The sequence below is a fragment of the Pseudoalteromonas sp. R86517 genome (assembly GCF_042466295.1).
Classification (GTDB): Bacteria; Pseudomonadota; Gammaproteobacteria; order Enterobacterales; family Alteromonadaceae; genus Pseudoalteromonas; species Pseudoalteromonas atlantica.
The window spans coordinates 1,919,174-1,936,538 of the sequence record NZ_JAXHCB010000001.1 but is presented as its reverse complement, the minus strand read 5'-3'; the positions used below and the strand labels follow the sequence as shown (position 1 = coordinate 1,936,538).

Annotated in this window: 19 protein-coding genes; 8 read left to right on the top strand and 11 right to left on the bottom strand. The window is 41.0% G+C overall.

Annotated features, from left to right (window positions below):
• Positions 1 to 82: 82 nt before the first annotated feature.
• Entirely contained in the window at positions 83 to 847 is a 765-nt protein-coding gene (locus SJY38_RS08695) for a class II glutamine amidotransferase (protein WP_286744767.1), read from the top strand.
• 73 nt (positions 848 to 920) lie between these two features.
• Here SJY38_RS08695 and SJY38_RS08690 read toward each other — a convergent pair whose 3' ends face one another.
• The 5 genes from SJY38_RS08690 to cmoA form a co-directional block, all read right to left on the bottom strand.
• Positions 921 to 1,658, bottom strand: coding sequence for a DUF3108 domain-containing protein (locus tag SJY38_RS08690; protein ID WP_286744772.1), 738 nt, complete (start codon positions 1,656 to 1,658; stop codon positions 921 to 923).
• A 16-nt stretch (positions 1,659 to 1,674) separates the two neighbouring features.
• On the bottom strand, positions 1,675 to 2,322 hold the full coding sequence (purN, locus tag SJY38_RS08685; RefSeq protein ID WP_004588939.1) for a phosphoribosylglycinamide formyltransferase: 648 nt from the start codon (positions 2,320 to 2,322) through the stop codon (positions 1,675 to 1,677).
• Positions 2,322 to 3,374, bottom strand: a complete 1,053-nt coding sequence (purM, locus tag SJY38_RS08680; protein WP_138579437.1) for a phosphoribosylformylglycinamidine cyclo-ligase — start codon at positions 3,372 to 3,374, stop codon at positions 2,322 to 2,324. Before purM ends, purN begins: the two co-directional genes overlap by 1 nt.
• Positions 3,375 to 3,554: 180 nt before the next feature.
• Positions 3,555 to 4,523, bottom strand: a complete 969-nt coding sequence (gene cmoB / locus SJY38_RS08675; protein WP_054982276.1) for a tRNA 5-methoxyuridine(34)/uridine 5-oxyacetic acid(34) synthase CmoB — start codon at positions 4,521 to 4,523, stop codon at positions 3,555 to 3,557.
• Positions 4,524 to 4,535: 12 nt separating this feature from the next.
• Entirely contained in the window at positions 4,536 to 5,261 is a 726-nt protein-coding gene (gene cmoA, locus SJY38_RS08670) for a carboxy-S-adenosyl-L-methionine synthase CmoA (RefSeq protein WP_286744765.1), read from the bottom strand.
• Positions 5,262 to 5,377: 116 nt separating this feature from the next.
• Here cmoA and SJY38_RS08665 point away from each other — a divergent pair, with 116 nt between their 5' ends.
• Positions 5,378 to 6,067: a DUF3334 family protein gene (locus SJY38_RS08665; protein WP_004588943.1), complete on the top strand. Its 690-nt coding sequence runs from the start codon at positions 5,378 to 5,380 to the stop codon at positions 6,065 to 6,067.
• 202 nt (positions 6,068 to 6,269) lie between these two features.
• Positions 6,270 to 7,438, top strand: a protein-coding gene (locus SJY38_RS08660; protein WP_377109614.1) for an IS3 family transposase whose coding sequence is annotated in 2 segments (ribosomal slippage) — positions 6,270 to 6,540 and positions 6,540 to 7,438 — 1,170 coding nt in all. Because the reading frame shifts where the segments join, the coding sequence is not laid out codon by codon here.
• Positions 7,439 to 7,511: 73 nt separating this feature from the next.
• Here SJY38_RS08660 and SJY38_RS08655 read toward each other — a convergent pair.
• Both SJY38_RS08655 and SJY38_RS08650 read right to left on the bottom strand, forming a co-directional pair.
• Complete coding sequence (locus SJY38_RS08655; RefSeq protein WP_288422521.1) at positions 7,512 to 8,009, bottom strand: M48 family metallopeptidase; 498 nt, start codon at positions 8,007 to 8,009, stop codon at positions 7,512 to 7,514.
• Positions 8,010 to 8,022: 13 nt separating this feature from the next.
• On the bottom strand, positions 8,023 to 8,871 hold the full coding sequence (locus tag SJY38_RS08650) for a DUF72 domain-containing protein (protein WP_096739850.1): 849 nt from the start codon (positions 8,869 to 8,871) through the stop codon (positions 8,023 to 8,025).
• A gap of 563 nt (positions 8,872 to 9,434) precedes the next feature.
• Between SJY38_RS08650 and aspS the strand changes: the two genes are divergently transcribed.
• From aspS to SJY38_RS08635, 3 genes are all read left to right on the top strand, one after another.
• On the top strand, positions 9,435 to 11,213 hold the full coding sequence (aspS, locus tag SJY38_RS08645) for an aspartate--tRNA ligase (RefSeq protein ID WP_029772588.1): 1,779 nt from the start codon (positions 9,435 to 9,437) through the stop codon (positions 11,211 to 11,213).
• 189 nt (positions 11,214 to 11,402) lie between these two features.
• Positions 11,403 to 11,633, top strand: coding sequence for a hypothetical protein (locus tag SJY38_RS08640; protein WP_024033669.1), 231 nt, complete (start codon positions 11,403 to 11,405; stop codon positions 11,631 to 11,633).
• A gap of 29 nt (positions 11,634 to 11,662) precedes the next feature.
• Positions 11,663 to 12,265 carry a pentapeptide repeat-containing protein gene (locus tag SJY38_RS08635; protein WP_286744239.1) on the top strand — a complete coding sequence of 201 codons (603 nt, stop codon included), beginning with the start codon at positions 11,663 to 11,665 and terminating at the stop codon, positions 12,263 to 12,265.
• An 83-nt stretch (positions 12,266 to 12,348) separates the two neighbouring features.
• Here SJY38_RS08635 and SJY38_RS08630 read toward each other — a convergent pair whose 3' ends face one another.
• Positions 12,349 to 12,672 carry a hypothetical protein gene (locus SJY38_RS08630; RefSeq protein WP_004588950.1) on the bottom strand — a complete coding sequence of 108 codons (324 nt, stop codon included), beginning with the start codon at positions 12,670 to 12,672 and terminating at the stop codon, positions 12,349 to 12,351.
• Positions 12,673 to 12,796: 124 nt separating this feature from the next.
• Between SJY38_RS08630 and SJY38_RS08625 the strand changes: the two genes are divergently transcribed.
• Positions 12,797 to 13,540 carry an alpha/beta hydrolase gene (locus tag SJY38_RS08625; RefSeq protein ID WP_286744237.1) on the top strand — a complete coding sequence of 248 codons (744 nt, stop codon included), beginning with the start codon at positions 12,797 to 12,799 and terminating at the stop codon, positions 13,538 to 13,540.
• 105 nt (positions 13,541 to 13,645) lie between these two features.
• Here SJY38_RS08625 and SJY38_RS08620 read toward each other — a convergent pair whose 3' ends face one another.
• The 3 genes from SJY38_RS08620 to SJY38_RS08610 form a co-directional block, all read right to left on the bottom strand.
• Positions 13,646 to 14,218, bottom strand: a complete 573-nt coding sequence (locus tag SJY38_RS08620; RefSeq protein ID WP_273589946.1) for a hypothetical protein — start codon at positions 14,216 to 14,218, stop codon at positions 13,646 to 13,648.
• Positions 14,215 to 14,835: a hypothetical protein gene (locus SJY38_RS08615; RefSeq protein ID WP_273589945.1), complete on the bottom strand. Its 621-nt coding sequence runs from the start codon at positions 14,833 to 14,835 to the stop codon at positions 14,215 to 14,217. The genes SJY38_RS08620 and SJY38_RS08615 overlap by 4 nt, the downstream gene beginning before the upstream one ends.
• A gap of 144 nt (positions 14,836 to 14,979) precedes the next feature.
• The gene (locus SJY38_RS08610; protein WP_064386443.1) at positions 14,980 to 16,182 is read right to left on the bottom strand and encodes a bifunctional alpha/beta hydrolase/OsmC family protein; all 1,203 of its coding nucleotides are present in this window, start codon (positions 16,180 to 16,182) and stop codon (positions 14,980 to 14,982) included.
• Positions 16,183 to 16,449: 267 nt separating this feature from the next.
• Here SJY38_RS08610 and SJY38_RS08605 point away from each other — a divergent pair, with 267 nt between their 5' ends.
• On the top strand, positions 16,450 to 17,289 hold the full coding sequence (locus SJY38_RS08605; protein ID WP_004589526.1) for an isopenicillin N synthase family oxygenase: 840 nt from the start codon (positions 16,450 to 16,452) through the stop codon (positions 17,287 to 17,289).
• Positions 17,290 to 17,365: the final 76 nt, after the last annotated feature.

The following is a 17,365-nucleotide window of genomic DNA, read 5'->3' as shown; positions in this document are numbered from 1 at the left end:
TTTTTTTAAGTAAGTATGTCTGTTGTAGCGCATAGCAAAGTACAGCGCTATTTATACGTATTTTTTAAGGGTTAGTTTATTAATGTGTGAATTACTTGGCATGTCAGCCAACGTACCTACGGATATTTGTTTTAGTTTTTCAGGTTTATTAGAGCGCGGTGGAAATACCGGCCCGCATAAAGATGGCTGGGGTATTACGTTTTACGAGGGTAAAGGGTGTAGAACCTTTAAAGATCCTGAACCAAGCTATCAATCAGAAATCGCCAAGCTAGTAAAAGCCTACCCCATTAAAAGTGTGTCGGTAATTAGCCATATTCGCCAAGGAAACCGTGGCCGAGTGTGCCTTGAAAATACCCATCCGTTTACCCGTGAGCTTTGGGGACGCGAAATTACCTATGCACATAATGGCCAGTTATCTAACTATCACGATTTAAAACCACAATATTATCGCCCTGTGGGCAACACCGACAGTGAGCTAGCGTTTTGTTGGTTGCTAGATAAAATTCGTGAAAAATACCCAAAACGTCCCTCTAATATGGCCTCTATATTTAGATATGCGGCTAAGCTTTCGCATACGCTACGTGAAAAGGGCGTATTTAATATGTTATTGACCGATGGCGTATTTGTATTGGCGTACTGCACGAATAACTTACATTACATAACGCGCCGAGCGCCATTTGGTAAAGCAACGTTAATTGATGCCGATATGGTGGTTGATTTTAACGAAGAAACCACCCCAAACGATGTAGTAACAGTAATAGCTACACGGCCATTAACCAACGACGAACGCTGGCAAAAAATGCAGCCAGGGGAGTTTGCGTTATTTAAAATGGGCGAACTAATTTAGTTAAATAGCCTAAAAGTAAACACAAAAAAACGCGATATAAAATCGCGTTTTTTTGTGTTTGCTATCACCGTGTTTACGGCGCTTCTGATCTTACTTCGCTGCTCTCGCTTACTGGAGTAGAAACAGGCTGGGTAACGGTAAATGAATTTATTTGTACTTCAAACTGCTCCATGCCTTTTTCGCCTTTCCACATACGTACAAGCATGTAGTCCATTTCTGGTGCAAACCAAGCAAGGGCTTGGCGTTTATCGTTATCGTATAAACGTTTTACTTTTATAGCTTCTACGTTACCAATTGGCAGCGAAATCATTTCTTTGCCAACCACTTCAAAGTTGTAGTCGCGGCGATTGCCTTTTTTATCAATAAGCGGAAACGAAAAATAAGTTTCGCCTTTTTTTAAGCCTTCGCGTACTTGTACTTGATACGAAATAGCATCTTGAAATTCGTCAGTCCATTCGCACTTTAGCGGGTATTCACTAGTACTGCTGGTGACCACTTTATTTTGTGTATCAAAGTCTATTTTATAATCTTTATCTGGGCCGGTGCCGGTACGCACCATATTGTAATGATGAGGAGTGACTTTGTTATCTAAAAAAGTAAATACTGAGGTTTCTTCCCGCTTGTCAGAGAAAATCATCCACTCAATATTGCTGTGATAAGTAAGTTGATATGTTTGCTCGCCAACTTTTTTAAGTTCGCGTACTGCCTCGCCATGATTTTTACCTTTGCGTAAAATATCGTAGCTGGCTTGATACTCTGTTAGTTCGCCTGCAATTAGGCTAGTAGGAAGTAAAGCGCCCACACATAACAGCAGGGCACTTATTTTTTTATTGTGGGTAGTGCGCGCCGTGTGCAGGAAGTTGTTTTTCGTCAAGAACTGCATAATCTGCTTCCATAGTAAGTCTGTGTTCACTGAACCACTTGACCACCAAAGGATAAATTATATGCTCTTGTTCGTGCACGCGTTTAGCTAATGTTTCTGCTGTATCATCCTTGAGTACAGGTATTTGCGCCTGAAGAATAACGGGACCGCCGTCTAACTCTTCAGTTACAAAATGAACACTTACGCCATGAACATCGTCTTTTGCATCAATTGCTCTTTGGTGGGTATTCAGCCCCTGATACTTAGGCAACAAAGATGGATGAATGTTCAACATTTTTCCAACATATTTTTGCACTAAGCTAGGAGTAAGAATACGCATAAACCCAGCTAATACAACTAGATTTGGCATAAAAGAGTCAATAACGTTCATTAATTGCGCATCATAGGCCTCGCGCGAGTCAAAATCTTTGTGACTGAGCACTTTTGTAGCAATACCTGCTTGTTTTGCACGCTCAAGGCCGTAAGCGTCTGCTTTGTTACTTATAACAGCCGCTATGTGTCCGTTTATTTCGCCGCGCTCGCAGGCATCAATAATGGCTTGTAAATTAGAACCACTACCCGATATTAATACCACTAAGCGAATGGGTGCCATTACTTAGCACCACCTACAATTTCTACTTGCTCTTCGCCGGCAACAGCATCTTGAATTTCACCAAGGTGCCATGCGTTTTCGCCAAGCTCTTTTAAAATGCTTAAGCTTTGCTCTAGCGCATCGCCTGGTACTACTAATACCATGCCTACACCACAGTTAAATGTACGGTACATTTCGTGCGTAGTAATATTGCCGTTTTCTTGTAACCAGTTAAAAACGGTTGGCCACTCCCAGCTATCGCCTTTAACTACTGCTTTTGCAGAATCGGGTAATACACGCGGAATGTTTTCCCAAAAGCCGCCGCCAGTAATATGCGATAGGGCATGCACGTCTACTTGCTTAAATAACTCAAGTAAAGGTTTAACGTAAATACGGGTTGGCTCAAGTAAGTGCTCGCCTAGTGTTTTTCCGTCAATAACTTGGTTCGTATCGGCGTTTGATACTTCAAGCACTTTACGAATTAAAGAAAAGCCGTTTGAGTGCGGACCGCTAGAGGCAAGGGCAATAAGTTGATCGCCGGCTGCTACTTTTGTGCCATCAATAATTTTAGATTTTTCTACTACGCCGGTACAAAAACCGGCCATGTCGTAGTCTTCACCATCGTACATACCTGGCATTTCAGCTGTTTCGCCGCCAATCAGGGCACAGCCAGAAATCTCACAGCCTTTACCAATACCGGTTACTACATCGGCCGCTGTGTCTACATCTAGTTTACCTGTTGCATAGTAATCTAGAAAAAACAGGGGTTCAGCGCCTTGTACTATTAAATCGTTTACACACATTGCAACTAAATCAATACCTACAGTGTCGTGTTTTTTTAAGTCGATAGCTAAACGTAGTTTAGTACCTACACCGTCAGTACCTGCTACTAGTACTGGCTGTTTGTAACCTTCTGGAATTTCGCAAAGAGCGCCAAAACCACCAATTCCGCCCATTACTTCTGGACGACGCGTTTTTTTAACTACGCCTTTAATACGCTCAACAAGTGCATTACCAGCGTCGATATCTACGCCCGCGTCTTTATAGCTTAATGACTGTTTTTGTTCGCTCACAGGTTTTCCTCAAATAATTGCTTGGGGTTGCTTTTCGATAGCTTAGAAACGCGCGTATTTTACAACAATTGCAACTGCGCGGCTAGCTCAAATATAGTTTTGAAATAATTAACAAGGACACTTGTCCGCTATTAGTTTGTTAATTGCACAAAAAAAGCACCCTGGGTGCTTTTTAGTTATTTATGCTTTGGCAGTTAGTATTGCTCTAAGTGGAGCAGGGTAACCTTCAATGGTTTTACTGGTATCGTTTGGGTCTAAAAAATCAACTAACGATTCGTTTTCCATCCAGTCGGTCCTGCGTTGCTCATCAAGCGTGGTAATTGCGCAATCTTTTATTTGCACATCTTTAAAGCCAACGCGCTCCATCCACAGTTTTAGTGCAGCAGTACTTGGAATAAACCAAACGTTGCGCATTTTTGCGTAGCGGTCGGTAGGTACCAGTACGGTGTTTTCATCGCCTTCAATTACTAACGTTTCTAGTACGAGTTCGCCACCTGGGCGAAGCTGCGCTTTTAACTGCGCTAAAAAATCGATAGGCGAGCGGCGGTGATACAGCACCCCCATAGAAAACACCGTATCAAACGCTTTAAGCTCGGGTAGTGCCTCTACACCTAATGGTAATAAATGCACGTTTTCATCTGGGTTGTAATGTTTAATGGCCTGAAACTGACACAAAAATAAATCAGAAGGGTCAATACCCACTACAAATTCAGCGCCTTCACCGCGCATACGCCATAAGTGATAGCCAGAGCCACAGCCTATATCTAATACTGTGCGGCCTTTTAATGGCTCAATATGAGGAAGCAGGCGGTCCCACTTCCAATCGCTGCGCCACTCAGTGTTTATTTCAATACCGTGTACAGTAAAGGGACCTTTGCGCCATGGCATCATGCGTTTTAATAAATGCGTGGCTTGTTTTTGCTCGCCTTCGCTCATCTCCCCCGGTGCGCCAATTTCTACTTTAGTGGCGATATCAACGTGGGTTGTTTTTACTTCTGGCAAATTTTTAAGTACTTTTTGCCATTTTGGTAAATCGCCATGGCTTGCCTCGTTTTGCCAATGCTTTAATTGAGCGGGCAGGGTTTCTAGCCAGTGGCTAAGCGGGCTTTGTGCAATTGCTGCGTAAAATTGGTTAAACCATTGAGACATAAGTCACTCTCTTTATTTAATTGCTACCATTGAGCAAAAATTAAAACATTGATACCACACCTGCGTTTGGCTAAAACCAATGTCGCTTAAACGATTAAAGTGAGTGCTTAGCGTATCGGGGCGCATCACGTTTTCAATGGCAGTACGTTTTTGGCTTATTTCAAGCTCTGAGTAGCCATTGTGGCGTTTAAAGTCGTGGTGCAAATCAATTAACAAATTATCGCACTGCTCGTTTTCGGCTTTAATTTTTTCGCTAAGGAGCAGTACGCCACCGGGTTTTAAGTTAGCGTAAATTTTTTCAAGCACGGCTTGGCGCTGTAAAGGCGGAATAAATTGCAAGGTAAAATTCATGGCTACTACCGACGCATTTTGAATCTCAAGCTCGTTAATATCGCCTAAAGTTACTGTAACAGGCACGTCTGACTTAAAGCCTTGTAAATGAACCTTACAACGCTCAACCATAGCTTGTGAGTTATCTACAGCTATAATGTGGCAGTTATCGGTGCGAATATTACGGCGTATGCTTAGGGTAACCGCACCAAGCGAGCAGCCTAAATCGTAAAGGTTTGAATTACTTTGCGCATATTCACCGGCCAATTTACCCATAGTGCTTACAATGGTGGCATACCCAGGCACAGAGCGCTGAATCATATCCGGAAAAACCTCAACCACATTTTGGTCAAAGCTAAAATCTTTTACTTGTTGCTCAGAGGCGTAAATACTGTCTTTTATACTCACTAAGGCAGTCTCTTTAAAAATAATGGCACTATTTTAACATTTTATACTGGATAGTCAGTGATAAATTCAGTAGCTTGGCTAGAATTATGAATAATAAGTATAAAAGAGAACGTTAAATGAGCAAAAGTAAGGTAATTAGCACAGACGATATATTAGCAACCCTATGTCATTCAGTGACGGGTGTTCTGTCATCAGCCAGTGGTAACGAAATTAGCTACTCGGCTATGGTGCAAAAAATAACGCGCACCTGTATGCGTCCAGACATTGGCTGTTTTGTATTATTTGATGGTGGCTTTACAGGGCTGGTAGTCACTAATTTTACAGCGCAAGCAGCAATGGAAATTTACGGCGATTACATGCGCAATATGGGCATGCCTGAAGAAGAAATTGCCCACAGTCATTTATCGGATGACGTTTCAAATGTAATGGGCGAGCTGATGAACCAAATTGTTGGTGACTTCACTTCTAAAGTGCGTGAGCAGTTACATACCTCTATTACGCAAAACCAGCCAAAAATGATGGCGATTAATAAACAAGTGCAAATATCGGTTGATACCACTATGGATCGTCCACAAGCACGCCGCGTAACCTTTACTACGCGCAACCAAAATATTTTTTACCTAGAGCTGGCAATGGATAAAACAGAGTTTATTAAACTACATGACTTTGACATTGTAGAAGCGATAGACCCTGATGACATTATCGAAAACGAAGCTAAGCAAAAGGCTGAAAAAGCAAAAGCTAAGTCAAAAGAGGCAGAACAAGATGATGCCGATGATGACTTTATGGCTGAGCTAGGGCTGTAATGTAGGTTGGGTTGAGCGAAGCGAAACCCAACGTGCTTTTGAGCTGTCAGTTTTAAGCTATCAGCGGTCAGTAGAAAAGTTACTAAAGAGAACGCGATTTTAAATCGCGTTTTTTTATTGAGAACTTTGATTACGAGTTAGGTTGTATTTATTTTTTGATCTGACTCCATAAAAGTAGACACCTATTTAGGAGTCAGTTCTCATGAAAGTAAAAGCGTTTCGTAAACATACAGAGGAATTTAAAAGAAAAGTGGTGCAGGAGTCACTAGACTCACACGGTACCGTTAAAATTACCGCTAATAAATACGGTATTCATCCCGATATGCTGTCAAGTTGGAGAAGTAAAATGACCTCAAGAAAAGAGCCTAAGCCACTTAAAAACCATGGTCCAGAAAAGTCATATAAAGACCTTGAACGTCAAGTTCGTAACCTTGAAAAGCAGCTTGAGGACGTACAGTTGGAGAACGACGTACTAAAAAAGGCGAGGGCCTACTTCGACAGTCTAAAAGAATAAGGTTTCAATATATTCATAAGACCACGACGGTGAAGAAAACAGTAAGCAAGTTATGTAAGTTATTATCTGTTTCTAAGGCTGGGTATTACAAATGGTTGAAACAGTCGTCGAATCCAGTTGAAAGAAAAAATGATTTTTTACTTCAGTTTTTAATAAAAAGAAGTAATGAAGAGCACTGCATACCTGGTTACAGAAAATTGTGGCAAGCCGCCATAGCCGACGGATATGATTGCAGTAAAGGCCGAGTGCAGCGTTTATTACAAAGCGTAGGTTATCGCTCTAAATCAGGTAAGCGTCGCTACACCAGTGGTAATAAAAAGCAGGGTTTTATAACGACAGAGAATCTACTTGCTCGTCAATTTGATGTTGAAGAGCCTAATAGTGTATGGGTATCGGATATAACTCAGGTGCGCTGTAAAGAAGGCTGGCAGTACTTATGTGTCATTTTAGATTTATACTCACGCAAAGTTGTGGGCTGGGCAACAAGTCGAATTAGTAATGCGGTTTTAGTGATTAAAACACTAAAGAAGGCTTGGAATGTGCGCAAGCCGAATGGGCAACGTTTACTGTTTCATTCAGATCAAGGGAGCCAGTATCGAGCTAAAGAGACTATATCGTGGTTGAACAAGCGAGGTGTAACGATTAGCATGTCGAGAAAGGGGAACTGCTGGGATAATGCCTGTTCAGAAAGTTTTTTTGCTCAGTACAAAAAAGAATGGATGAGTAATCTAAATGAACTGAGTCGTAGCGAAATGACAATACAAAGTCGTTTTTATATTGAGAATTACTACAACTCAGTGCGAATGCATGGGACGATTGGAAATGTTAGCCCCATACAATATGAATCAATGAATTAAAACCCCGTGTCTACTTTATCGGGGTCAGATCATTTCGCTGACCGCTGACCGCTGACCGCTGACCGCTGACCGTTCATGAATAAGGATTCTCTCCCATCGCAACCACCACACAAAAAATTCGTAAATCTAACTCTAACTGATGGTATTGCGGCTCCATGTGGCAGCACAGTTTATAAAAGCTTTTGTTGTGATCTTTTTCTTTAAAGTGGGCGAGTTCGTGTACGACTAGCGCTTTTAACAGTGGCTCGGGTGCGCGCAGTAAGTCACTGTTTATGGCTAAATCGTGCTTACGGGTTTTACCCTGCATGCGGTAGGTGTGAGTACCGAGTGCGTTGGTAACCATATCACCTTGTTTTTTAAATGCAGCGCGGCCAAACGGTGGGGCGTTTTTTAAATACTGCTTTTTTAAATCAGTGGCGTAGCTGTAAAGTAGTTTGTCGGTGGTTATGGTATGCGCTTGTGGGTACTTTTTAAGTAAGTAGTCACATACCTTGTTGTTATTTATAAGGCTTAATACTTGCTCAACAATGTTAGCTGGGTAGCCGGTAAAGTAACGTGCGTATTCACTCATTTTTATTCTCTATTTAAAAAAGCGTTGGCTGGTGGGCTTCTTTTTCGCCGCTGAATGGATTTAATACCGGGTGGTTATACCCTAGGTCTTCACAAAACTGCCTAGCAAGGAGTGGAGATTCACGGTTATCAGCAGTATGAAAAAACACATACGGGGATTTACCTTCATCAAGCCATTGTTTTACTTTATTGAGCCACGGTTTATAAAAGGGTTTATAGTCGTTTTGTAAATCGGCTATTACAAAGCGTGCCATCGGCTGCGAGCCTGTAGCTATTGCATGTACCGGTAAGTGGGGCTTTTTTTGTTGTGCATCTATTAAAGCCTCGGTGGTGGGCTTTACTGCAAAAAGCGCACGGGTATCCATAGAAATACGGTTTATATTATTTGCCATTAATAGCTGATTAAGGGCAATTTCGGCCTCACCTTTTTTAAAAAAACCACTATGGCGTACTTCTACGCCGTAATTTAGCTCTTTGGGGAGCAAGCTAATAAATTGCGTTAATTTAGGTAAATCGCTTGGACCAAACGCTTTGGGTAATTGCAGCATTATTTGCCCTGTTTTTTCAAGTATTGGGGCAAATAACGTAAGCCAGTCATTAAGTTCTGTTTGAACATTACTAAGCGCAAGCTCGTGGCTAAAGCGACGATGAAACTTAAACGTAAATTTAAAGTCCTCGGGTACGCTTTGAGCCCAGCGTAAAACAGTGCTTGGCGCTGGGTCTGCGTAAAAGCTGGTATTGCCTTCAACTGAATTAAAATGCTGGGCATATTGGCTTAGCATATCGGCATTTTTACATTGGCGGGTAAATAAGTTGCCTTTCCAGGCGCTGCTCGACCACTGAGGGCATCCAATATATAACATAAAAAGGGTGGCTAAATGACTTCGTGGCGTAAGTGTACCAAATACATACGGTGCTTGCTGCAAATTAACATTACAAAGCTAAACACACGCTCTAGGGCGTGTTGATCTTTGTAGATTGAAATTTGTTCAATCTAGGGGCGATTAAATCGCGGCGCGAGGTTTGTAACCTAGTGGGCTAAGTAAAAATCGAGCAAAGCTTCCGCGTCCTGCTCACGCCCCTTACCTACATCCATGTAGGCAACAAAGAGTTAATTGTCCCTAGAAAGAACCCAAAGGGCAGCGCATGTTTGGCATTTATGCTGCGTTATCGCCTTTTTTATTGGGAATAACCACACTACATAGACTCTGCATTGCCTAAAAGCCAAACATACTGCTGCAAATTCAACCACCAACGTTCAACACGCCCTAGCATCTTGATACTACTTGGGTATAATGCAGGGCTTAATTTGATTATTTTTAGATTGCTAGCGGCTTTATTTGTATTGTGGTGACCAGTTTTTTAAATCACACGCCTTAAAACAAATAAATATAACCGTTTAAGCCTTTTATCTGACAGGAAAACTATGCGCTCTATATATTGCGGACAGCTAAATAAAACTCACGTAGATCAAGAAGTTGAACTATGTGGCTGGATCAACAAACGACGTGACCTTGGTGGACTTATCTTTGTCGATTTACGCGATAGAGAAGGGTTAGTACAAGTTGTATTCGATCCAGAGGTTGAAGGACTAATGGATAACGCTAACAAACTTCGCCAAGAGTTTTGTGTGCAGTTAAAAGGGGTTGTACGTGCGCGCCCAGAAAGCCAAGTAAATAAAGACATGGCAACAGGCGAAGTGGAAATTTTAGGTACTGAGCTAACTATTATTAATCGCTCTGAGCCGCTACCGCTTGATTTTAATCAAACCAATTCAGAAGAGCGCCGCTTAAAGTACCGCTACTTAGATTTACGCCGCCTTGAAATGAGCGACCGTATTAAACTGCGCGCTAAAGCAAGCAGCTTTGTTCGTCGCTTTTTAGATGACAATGGCTTTTTAGACATTGAAACACCTGTACTTACAAAAGCAACACCAGAAGGTGCACGCGATTACTTAGTACCAAGCCGTGTTCATAAAGGCAGCTTTTACGCATTACCACAGTCGCCACAGTTGTTTAAGCAATTGTTGATGATGTCGGGTTTTGACCGTTACTACCAAATTGTTAAATGTTTCCGTGATGAAGATTTACGTGCCGATCGCCAACCTGAATTTACCCAAATAGATTTAGAAACCTCGTTCATGAGCTCTGATCAAGTACGTGGTATGACTGAAAAAATGATCCGTGAAATGTGGCAATCATTACTAAACGTTGATTTAGGCGATTTCCCAATTATGCCTTACAGCGAGGCAATGAGCCTTTACGGTTCTGATAAGCCAGACTTACGTAACCCAATGAAGCTTGTTGATGTAGCTGATTTAGTAAAAGACGTAGAGTTTAACGTATTTTCAGGCCCAGCTAATGACGAAAAAGGCCGCGTTGCTGTATTAACAGTACCGGGTGGCGCTAAGCTTTCGCGTAAGCAACTTGACGATTACACTAAGTTTATTGGCATTTACGGCGCTAAAGGTATGGCGTGGATGAAAGTAAACGACCGCGATGCAGGCGCTGAAGGCGTTCAATCTCCAGTTGCTAAGTTTTTAAACGAAGAGGTAATTACCCAGTTACTTGAGCGTACTAACGCACAAACGGGCGACATTATTTTATTTGGTGCCGATAAACGCAACGTTGTAAACGAAGCAATGGGCGCGCTTCGCTTGAAGATTGGTGTTGATTTAGAAATCACTAACCTTGATAGCTGGGCGCCACTTTGGGTTGTTGACTTCCCAATGTTTGAAGAAGATGACGAAGGCACGTTACATGCTGTGCATCATCCATTCACAGCACCAAAAGATATTAGCGCAGAAGAGCTTGAAGCAAACCCTGCCGCGGCTATTTCAGATGCTTACGACATGGTATTAAACGGCTACGAAGTAGGTGGCGGCTCGGTACGTATTCATAATGCTGATATGCAAGAAGCAGCATTTAGAATTTTAGGGATTGATGCGCAAGAGCAACAAGACAAGTTTGGTTTCTTACTTGATGCCCTTAAATACGGCACACCACCACATGCTGGTTTAGCCTTTGGTCTTGACCGTTTAGTTATGCTTTTATGTGGTACCGATAACATTCGTGACGTTATTGCGTTCCCTAAAACCACTCAAGCATCGTGCTTATTAACCGATGCACCTAGCAAAGCTAATAGCGACTCGTTAACTGAGCTTGCAATCAGTGTGGTAGAAAAAGCAATTCCTAGCGAAGAGTAATACCGCGCGCAACAAATGCGCTTAGCTAGATTTAAAAACCCTTAGGAGTATGCCTAGGGGTTTTTTTATGGTTAAATTTAAAGCAGTTCATATCAATCGTGTTAAGTTATTAGTCTATTTAGCACGCTAGAGTAGTTAATTATTTAAGTTGCTTGGTATCAAATATTATTCAATAGAGAGGGAGTTCTTATGTCGTTTAATCTCACATTATTTGGTGAATTTTTAGCTTTTTTTATTTTGTTTTGCATTCCAATTTTTGCGCTTATTAGCTACAAAATAGGTAAACGCAAAAGCACCATGCCGGGCGTTTTAGCTTTTGTGGGCGGATGCTTAGCGGTATTTCCGCTCTTTGGCTTAATTTTTATCGCCTTATTAGCGCTTAAACAAGACTTGCCAAAAACCAGCCCTTATGCCCATTAAACAACCCTAAATACGGACACGTAGTCACAGTGCCAATTTCTAATAATAGCTATTATTGCGATCAGCAATTTAGTGCCTTACAGCTAGCAAAACACACACTCGAAAACACAGAGTTTGAAGCGTGTACGTTTATAGATTGCGACTTATCTCAGGGGCAATTTAAAACGTGTCGATTTATAGAGTGCAGCTTTGAGCGTTGCAATTTATCGAGCATTGATTGGGGATACAGCTCGCTTGAAAATGTAAGCTTTAGCCATTGTAAGTTAAACAGTGTGCAATGGGGCGATGCAGATTGGGGAGCGCTAAGTATTGATGCGCCGGTGAGCTTTAATAGCTGTGAGCTTAGTAACTGCTCTTTTTATGAATTAACTTTAAAATCACTAAAATTAATACACTGCTTTGCAAAAAATGTTGATTTTAGACATGCCAATTTAAAGCAAAGTACATTTACAGGAAGTAATTTTCGCGATAGTGAGTTTTTTCAAACCACTCTAACTGAGTGTGACTTTGTAGGGGCTACAGAATTTAATATAGATTTAAACAGTAATACGTTAGCGGGGGCTAAGTTTGAGCGCTTTGAAGCCCTTAATTTACTTACAAGCCTTAACATTGAGCTTTGCGATTATATGTGAGGAGCGTTTAGAAGCTGCATATTGCAAGCCTCTAAACAATGAATAACCTTTAATAAGATTAAACAGTGGCCTGTAGCTTGGTATTAACAGCTAGGGCCATTTTTATTACGTGCGTTTGCCAATGTGCGGGCAATTTCAAGCAGTGCAGGGGTGATGTCATCAGCGCCGTCTTTGATTAATTTGGTTACATCGCCTGATGAATATAAGCTATCGCGCGGCGACTTAATACCAAGTTCGCGCACAAAGTCTTTTGTTTTACCTGTGCTGCCTGTTTCAATAAATTTAAAAATAATACGCTCGTTGTTACTTTTTGGCTCGGCCTGTAACACGGCAATTTCTTCTTTATAGGCTTCTATTCGACTTTGCAAAATGTCGATACGTTGTTCAATAGTGCTGTATGATTTCATGGGGTACTTTTCTAAATTAACTAAAAATAATACCCGTATTATCGCATACATTAGCAATGGCGCGCGCTAACCTTTATAGTAAAAGTTATTTTTATTTAAAAACAATAATTTATATAAGTACAACATGCATAAAACAATAAAAAAGTTACTAACATTAAGTGCATTTAGCCTAAGCGCGAGTTTAATATCACCATTAAGCTTTGCTGATGATGTAATAGTGGATCAAAGCCGCAATCGCACCATCCCTATAAATATCACATACCCCAATGAGAGCAATCAATGCAGCGTACACGCAAAGTGTCCTGTAGCATTTGTAAATGCAGGCTACGGCATTAGCCACAATGACTACACGTTTGCGAGTAAGCTATTTAATGCACAGGGTTATTTAAGCATTGCAGTCGCGCATGAGCTAAAAACCGACCCTGCGCTTAATCGCATACAGCCTTATTTAACCACCCGCATGGAAAACTGGCATCGCGGTGTAGTTACCCTTAAATTTTTAGTTAATCAGCTAAGTGCTCAATACCCTGAGTATAACTTTTCTCAGCTCACGTTATTTGGCCACTCTAACGGCGGCGATATATCTGCTTTATATGCTTCAATTTACCCAAATGAAGTAAGCCAACTAATTACCCTCGATCACCGACGCATGTTGATCCCACGTAATAAAAATATACGCGTACTGACACTGCGCGGTAGTGATTACCCAGCTGATGCTAACGTGCTATTAAACGATACAGAGCTTAAAGAGTTCCCTGTTAGCCAAATAAAGATAGAAAAGTCGCGCCATAACGATATGCACGACGGTGGGACAAAATGGCTGGTACAGAGAATGAGTAAAGAAGTAGGGGCGTTTTTAGATAATTAGCCAAGATATATAATCAAGCCAACTTTAAGCTGGCTTGATATATAAAGGTTTAAGCTGACGCAGAATTTTGAGTGGCATTAAACAAAGTATGTATATTATTGCAGGTTACCCTTGCGGCGTAGCAAACTGTTTTATTGGCCGTTCCTTTATTTCCATATCTTTTGTAGGAATAGCTAGGAGTGAATATTTCGTTCTTATGGTAATGATATCAACAAACTTACCGTTAATGTACAAGTTGACGAACGGTGTAATTGTACTCACTAAGTATTTTTTTTCGGGGTCCAAAGCAAATTTTTCTTCCATGCCTTTTAGCTCAATAAACTTTACTTCAAGCGGTTCGAACTCTATCGAGGATAATTTTTTGTGTGCACGCCGGCGCCCTTGTATAGGTTGTTCAGGGACCTTTGCATTGGGGTTTTCTGCTCTTATTGAGAAGTATTCATCCACTTCATATATGAACATTGAGTTTAAGTCGATACCTTGTCCATTGAAAGCGAGAGAGCTTAATTTAACTTGATAAGGCGAAGTATTTTCCAACCTTATACTAGTTATACATTTAGTATCTATATGACAAAATGTATAAGAAGATGCAGCAATAGGACCTTCGATAACTTCTTCAGAGTTGGCAAAAGTAGAGTAACTAATTAAAAGAAATATAATATTGATCAAAGTTTTCATTGGGCTGTTCGCACTGCATTTTCAAAAAGATATGCCGAATATAGCAATATATCTCTGTCTTCATTAGTTTGATAAATCTGTGCCTTTTGAGCGATGAAATTAAGATCCTTTATAGCAGTTCTCGCGTTATATGCTGTATCTTCAGAAGTCCAAACTGCGTGACTAAACTCATGAACAATAGTATCTACTTTTCTATCAGTACCTACGCTAAAAAAACTCTTGCCAAATCCTATAATTCCATATCTGTCATAATAGGTAGCATCGCCAAACTCAGCACATTTATACAATTTTTGTGGGGTCAAATACATAGAACCAATAAGGTTAATTACTTTACGCGCTTGGCGGATTAAAAATGTTCGTGTTGTTTCAAAATTAATTGAATTAACAAAACCATATTGTTTCATAATTGATTCGAATTTTTCTTTTTTCTTTTCATCTAAGTTAGCAGGGTTGTGCAATATATTAATAAAAGTTGTTAATGCTTTTGGGGTAATTAGCATAGCCAATTCAATTTGTTTTAGCTCAGATAAAGTTAACTCGATACCTGTTTTGTTTGTTACTTCGTAAATTGAAAAGTTGTTGCGCTCATAGTAAGTATTTTTATTCATACTATTCATACCTATCCTTGGTTGTATAATTTTTACTAACAAACTACTAGAATTGTACCTATTATTCAACCTCTATATTTTATCTCAGATTGTGAGGTTGCTTTATTGAACATCTAAAATAGCGCAGCCACAGCTGCGCTATTTTTGTTTTAGTTACTCAACTAATTCACTTACTACAATTGGGCTGTTATGCAGGGTTTTATGCACTGGGCATTTGTCGGCTATTTCGAGCAGGCGTTGGCGCTGTGCTTCGGTTAAGTCGCCGCGTAGGGTAATTTTACGGGTAATGGCCTCTAGGTTTTGGGTGCATTCGCCGTTGTCGCAATCTTTGTAATAGTCGCGGGTGTGTTCAAGCTCTACTTTTATATGATCAAGCGGCAGCTTTTTTAAGGTTGCATACATACGCAGTGTCATTGAGGTACACGCGCCTAGGCCTGCGAGTATATGGTCGTAAGGATCGGGGCCTAAATTACTGCCACCTACTTTTAATGGCTCATCGGCAAGCCATGTATGATCTTTAGTACTTACGTGCTGAGTAAATATATGATCTTTTTCTTCAACCAGTACTTTGCCGTTTTCTAATTTTGCGCTGTAGTTGCTTTGCTCGTATTTAACGTAGCGGTTTGCCCAATTAGCAATTAGCGTAGCAGCGTACTCGGCATCGTTTTTATTACTTAGTAAGTGGTCGGCGTTATCGAGGCTAATAAAGCTTTTTGGGTGTTTGGCTGATGCGTAAATTTTCTCGGCTTCTGAAATATTAACCGTGGCATCAACAGGGGAATGCATAACTAAAAGTGCGCGTTTTAATTTGCCTATATGGCTACGGTCGTACTTTGCAATATCCTCTACAAATTGTTTTTTTATGGTAAATTCGCGCCCAGCTAAGCTAACTTTAGCTTCACCTGCGGCGTTTATTTCGTCTAAATGGGCTTCAAAGTTATGTGCAACGTGTTGTGCATCTGAAGGAGCGCCAATTGTTGTAATAGCCGATACCTCAGGAATATGCTCTGCAGCAGCCAGTACGGCAGCGCCACCTAAGCTGTGGCCAATTAATAACTGCGGCGCATCAAAGTAAGTACGCAGGTGATCGGCTGCGGCCACTAAATCTTGAATATTTGATGAGAAGTTACTGTTTGCAAAGTCGCCGTCGCTATTGCCAAGGCCGGTAAAGTCAAAGCGCAGTACGGCAATACCTTGTTGGGTAAGGGCGCGGCTTATGCGCGTAGCGGCAGCAATATCTTTACCACAGGTAAAGCAGTGTGCAAATAAAGCATAAAACTTTACATCGCCGGCTGGGCGTTCAAGCTGGCCTGCAAGTTCTAAATCGCCGCTTTTAAAAGATACTTTTTGTCGCATAGAAGAGCCTTAGTGTTTCATTAAAATACGTTACAATAATAGATAAGATATAAGCACTAATTAGTGCAATTTCAATGTTTATTATGCTTTGATCTTGATCAAGTAAACTGTTTACTATTTCATCGTGAGGACATTTGTCCTTATGTTTTTTGGGTGGTTTGTCTATCCTCGCACAGCGCTATAATGAAGGTTTTGCTACTTTATATTGGCTAATTAGCTATATTTTAAAGCAGCTCACTTCTAACAACCTATTCACTGGAACGTACAATGCAATTACCTACTGTTGATTATAAAGCTCCCGATGCGGCTGCTCACTTTGTTGAATCGTTAAGAAACACCGGTTTTGGTGTATTAAAAAATCACCCAATCCCGCAATCTTTAGTTGAGTCTATTTACGAAAAATGGCAAGACTTTTTTAATTCAGAGCAAAAGCACGACTTTTTATTTTCTAAAGAAACGCAAGACGGTTATTTCCCGCCTTCTGTATCTGAGGTAGCTAAAGGCTTTACAGTAAAAGACATTAAAGAGTACTTTCATGTTTACCCTAAAGGTCGCGTGCCTGCAGAGCTTGAAGCCGACGTACGTGAGTACTACCGCTTAGCTAACGAATTTGCAGCAACGCTATTAAGCTGGGTTCAAGCAGAGGCACCAGCCGATGTACGTGCTAAGTTTTCTATCGATTTAAAAGACATGATTGCTGATTCTGAGCAAACATTGTTACGCATTTTACATTACCCGCCAATGACAGGTGATGAAGAGCCAGGTGCAATTCGCGCTGCAGCACATGGTGACATTAACTTATTAACTGTATTACCTGCATCGAACGAGCCAGGCCTGCAAGTTCAAAAAACTGATGGCGGTTGGTTAGATGTGCCATGTGACTTTGGTAGCTTAATTATTAATATTGGTGACATGTTACAAGAAGCGTCGGGCGGGTACTTCCCATCGACTATTCACCGTGTAATTAACCCAACGGGTAAAGCGTCGACTAAGTCGCGTATTTCTTTACCGCTGTTTTTACACCCACGTCCTGATGTTGTGCTTTCTGAGCGCTACACTGCAGACAGCTACCTACAAGAGCGTTTACGCGAGCTAGGTGTTAAATAATAGTTGCTTTTTAAATAGCATCTATTCAAAAGCGGCTTTTTAGCCGCTTTTGTTGTTTTACATAGCCCATTGGGTT

Coding starts and splice junctions, on each gene's coding strand:
- SJY38_RS08695 (WP_286744767.1), top strand. CDS start 83: ATGTGTGAATTACTTGGCATGTCAGCCAACGTACCTACGGATATTTGT.
- purN (WP_004588939.1), bottom strand. CDS start 2,322: ATGGCACCCATTCGCTTAGTGGTATTAATATCGGGTAGTGGTTCTAAT.
- cmoB (WP_054982276.1), bottom strand. CDS start 4,523: ATGTCTCAATGGTTTAACCAATTTTACGCAGCAATTGCACAAAGCCCG.
- SJY38_RS08665 (WP_004588943.1), top strand. CDS start 5,378: ATGAGCAAAAGTAAGGTAATTAGCACAGACGATATATTAGCAACCCTA.
- SJY38_RS08655 (WP_288422521.1), bottom strand. CDS start 8,009: ATGAGTGAATACGCACGTTACTTTACCGGCTACCCAGCTAACATTGTT.
- SJY38_RS08650 (WP_096739850.1), bottom strand. CDS start 8,871: ATGTTATATATTGGATGCCCTCAGTGGTCGAGCAGCGCCTGGAAAGGC.
- aspS (WP_029772588.1), top strand. CDS start 9,435: ATGCGCTCTATATATTGCGGACAGCTAAATAAAACTCACGTAGATCAA.
- SJY38_RS08640 (WP_024033669.1), top strand. CDS start 11,403: ATGTCGTTTAATCTCACATTATTTGGTGAATTTTTAGCTTTTTTTATT.
- SJY38_RS08630 (WP_004588950.1), bottom strand. CDS start 12,672: ATGAAATCATACAGCACTATTGAACAACGTATCGACATTTTGCAAAGT.
- SJY38_RS08625 (WP_286744237.1), top strand. CDS start 12,797: ATGCATAAAACAATAAAAAAGTTACTAACATTAAGTGCATTTAGCCTA.
- SJY38_RS08620 (WP_273589946.1), bottom strand. CDS start 14,218: ATGAAAACTTTGATCAATATTATATTTCTTTTAATTAGTTACTCTACT.
- SJY38_RS08615 (WP_273589945.1), bottom strand. CDS start 14,835: ATGAATAGTATGAATAAAAATACTTACTATGAGCGCAACAACTTTTCA.
- SJY38_RS08610 (WP_064386443.1), bottom strand. CDS start 16,182: ATGCGACAAAAAGTATCTTTTAAAAGCGGCGATTTAGAACTTGCAGGC.
- SJY38_RS08605 (WP_004589526.1), top strand. CDS start 16,450: ATGCAATTACCTACTGTTGATTATAAAGCTCCCGATGCGGCTGCTCAC.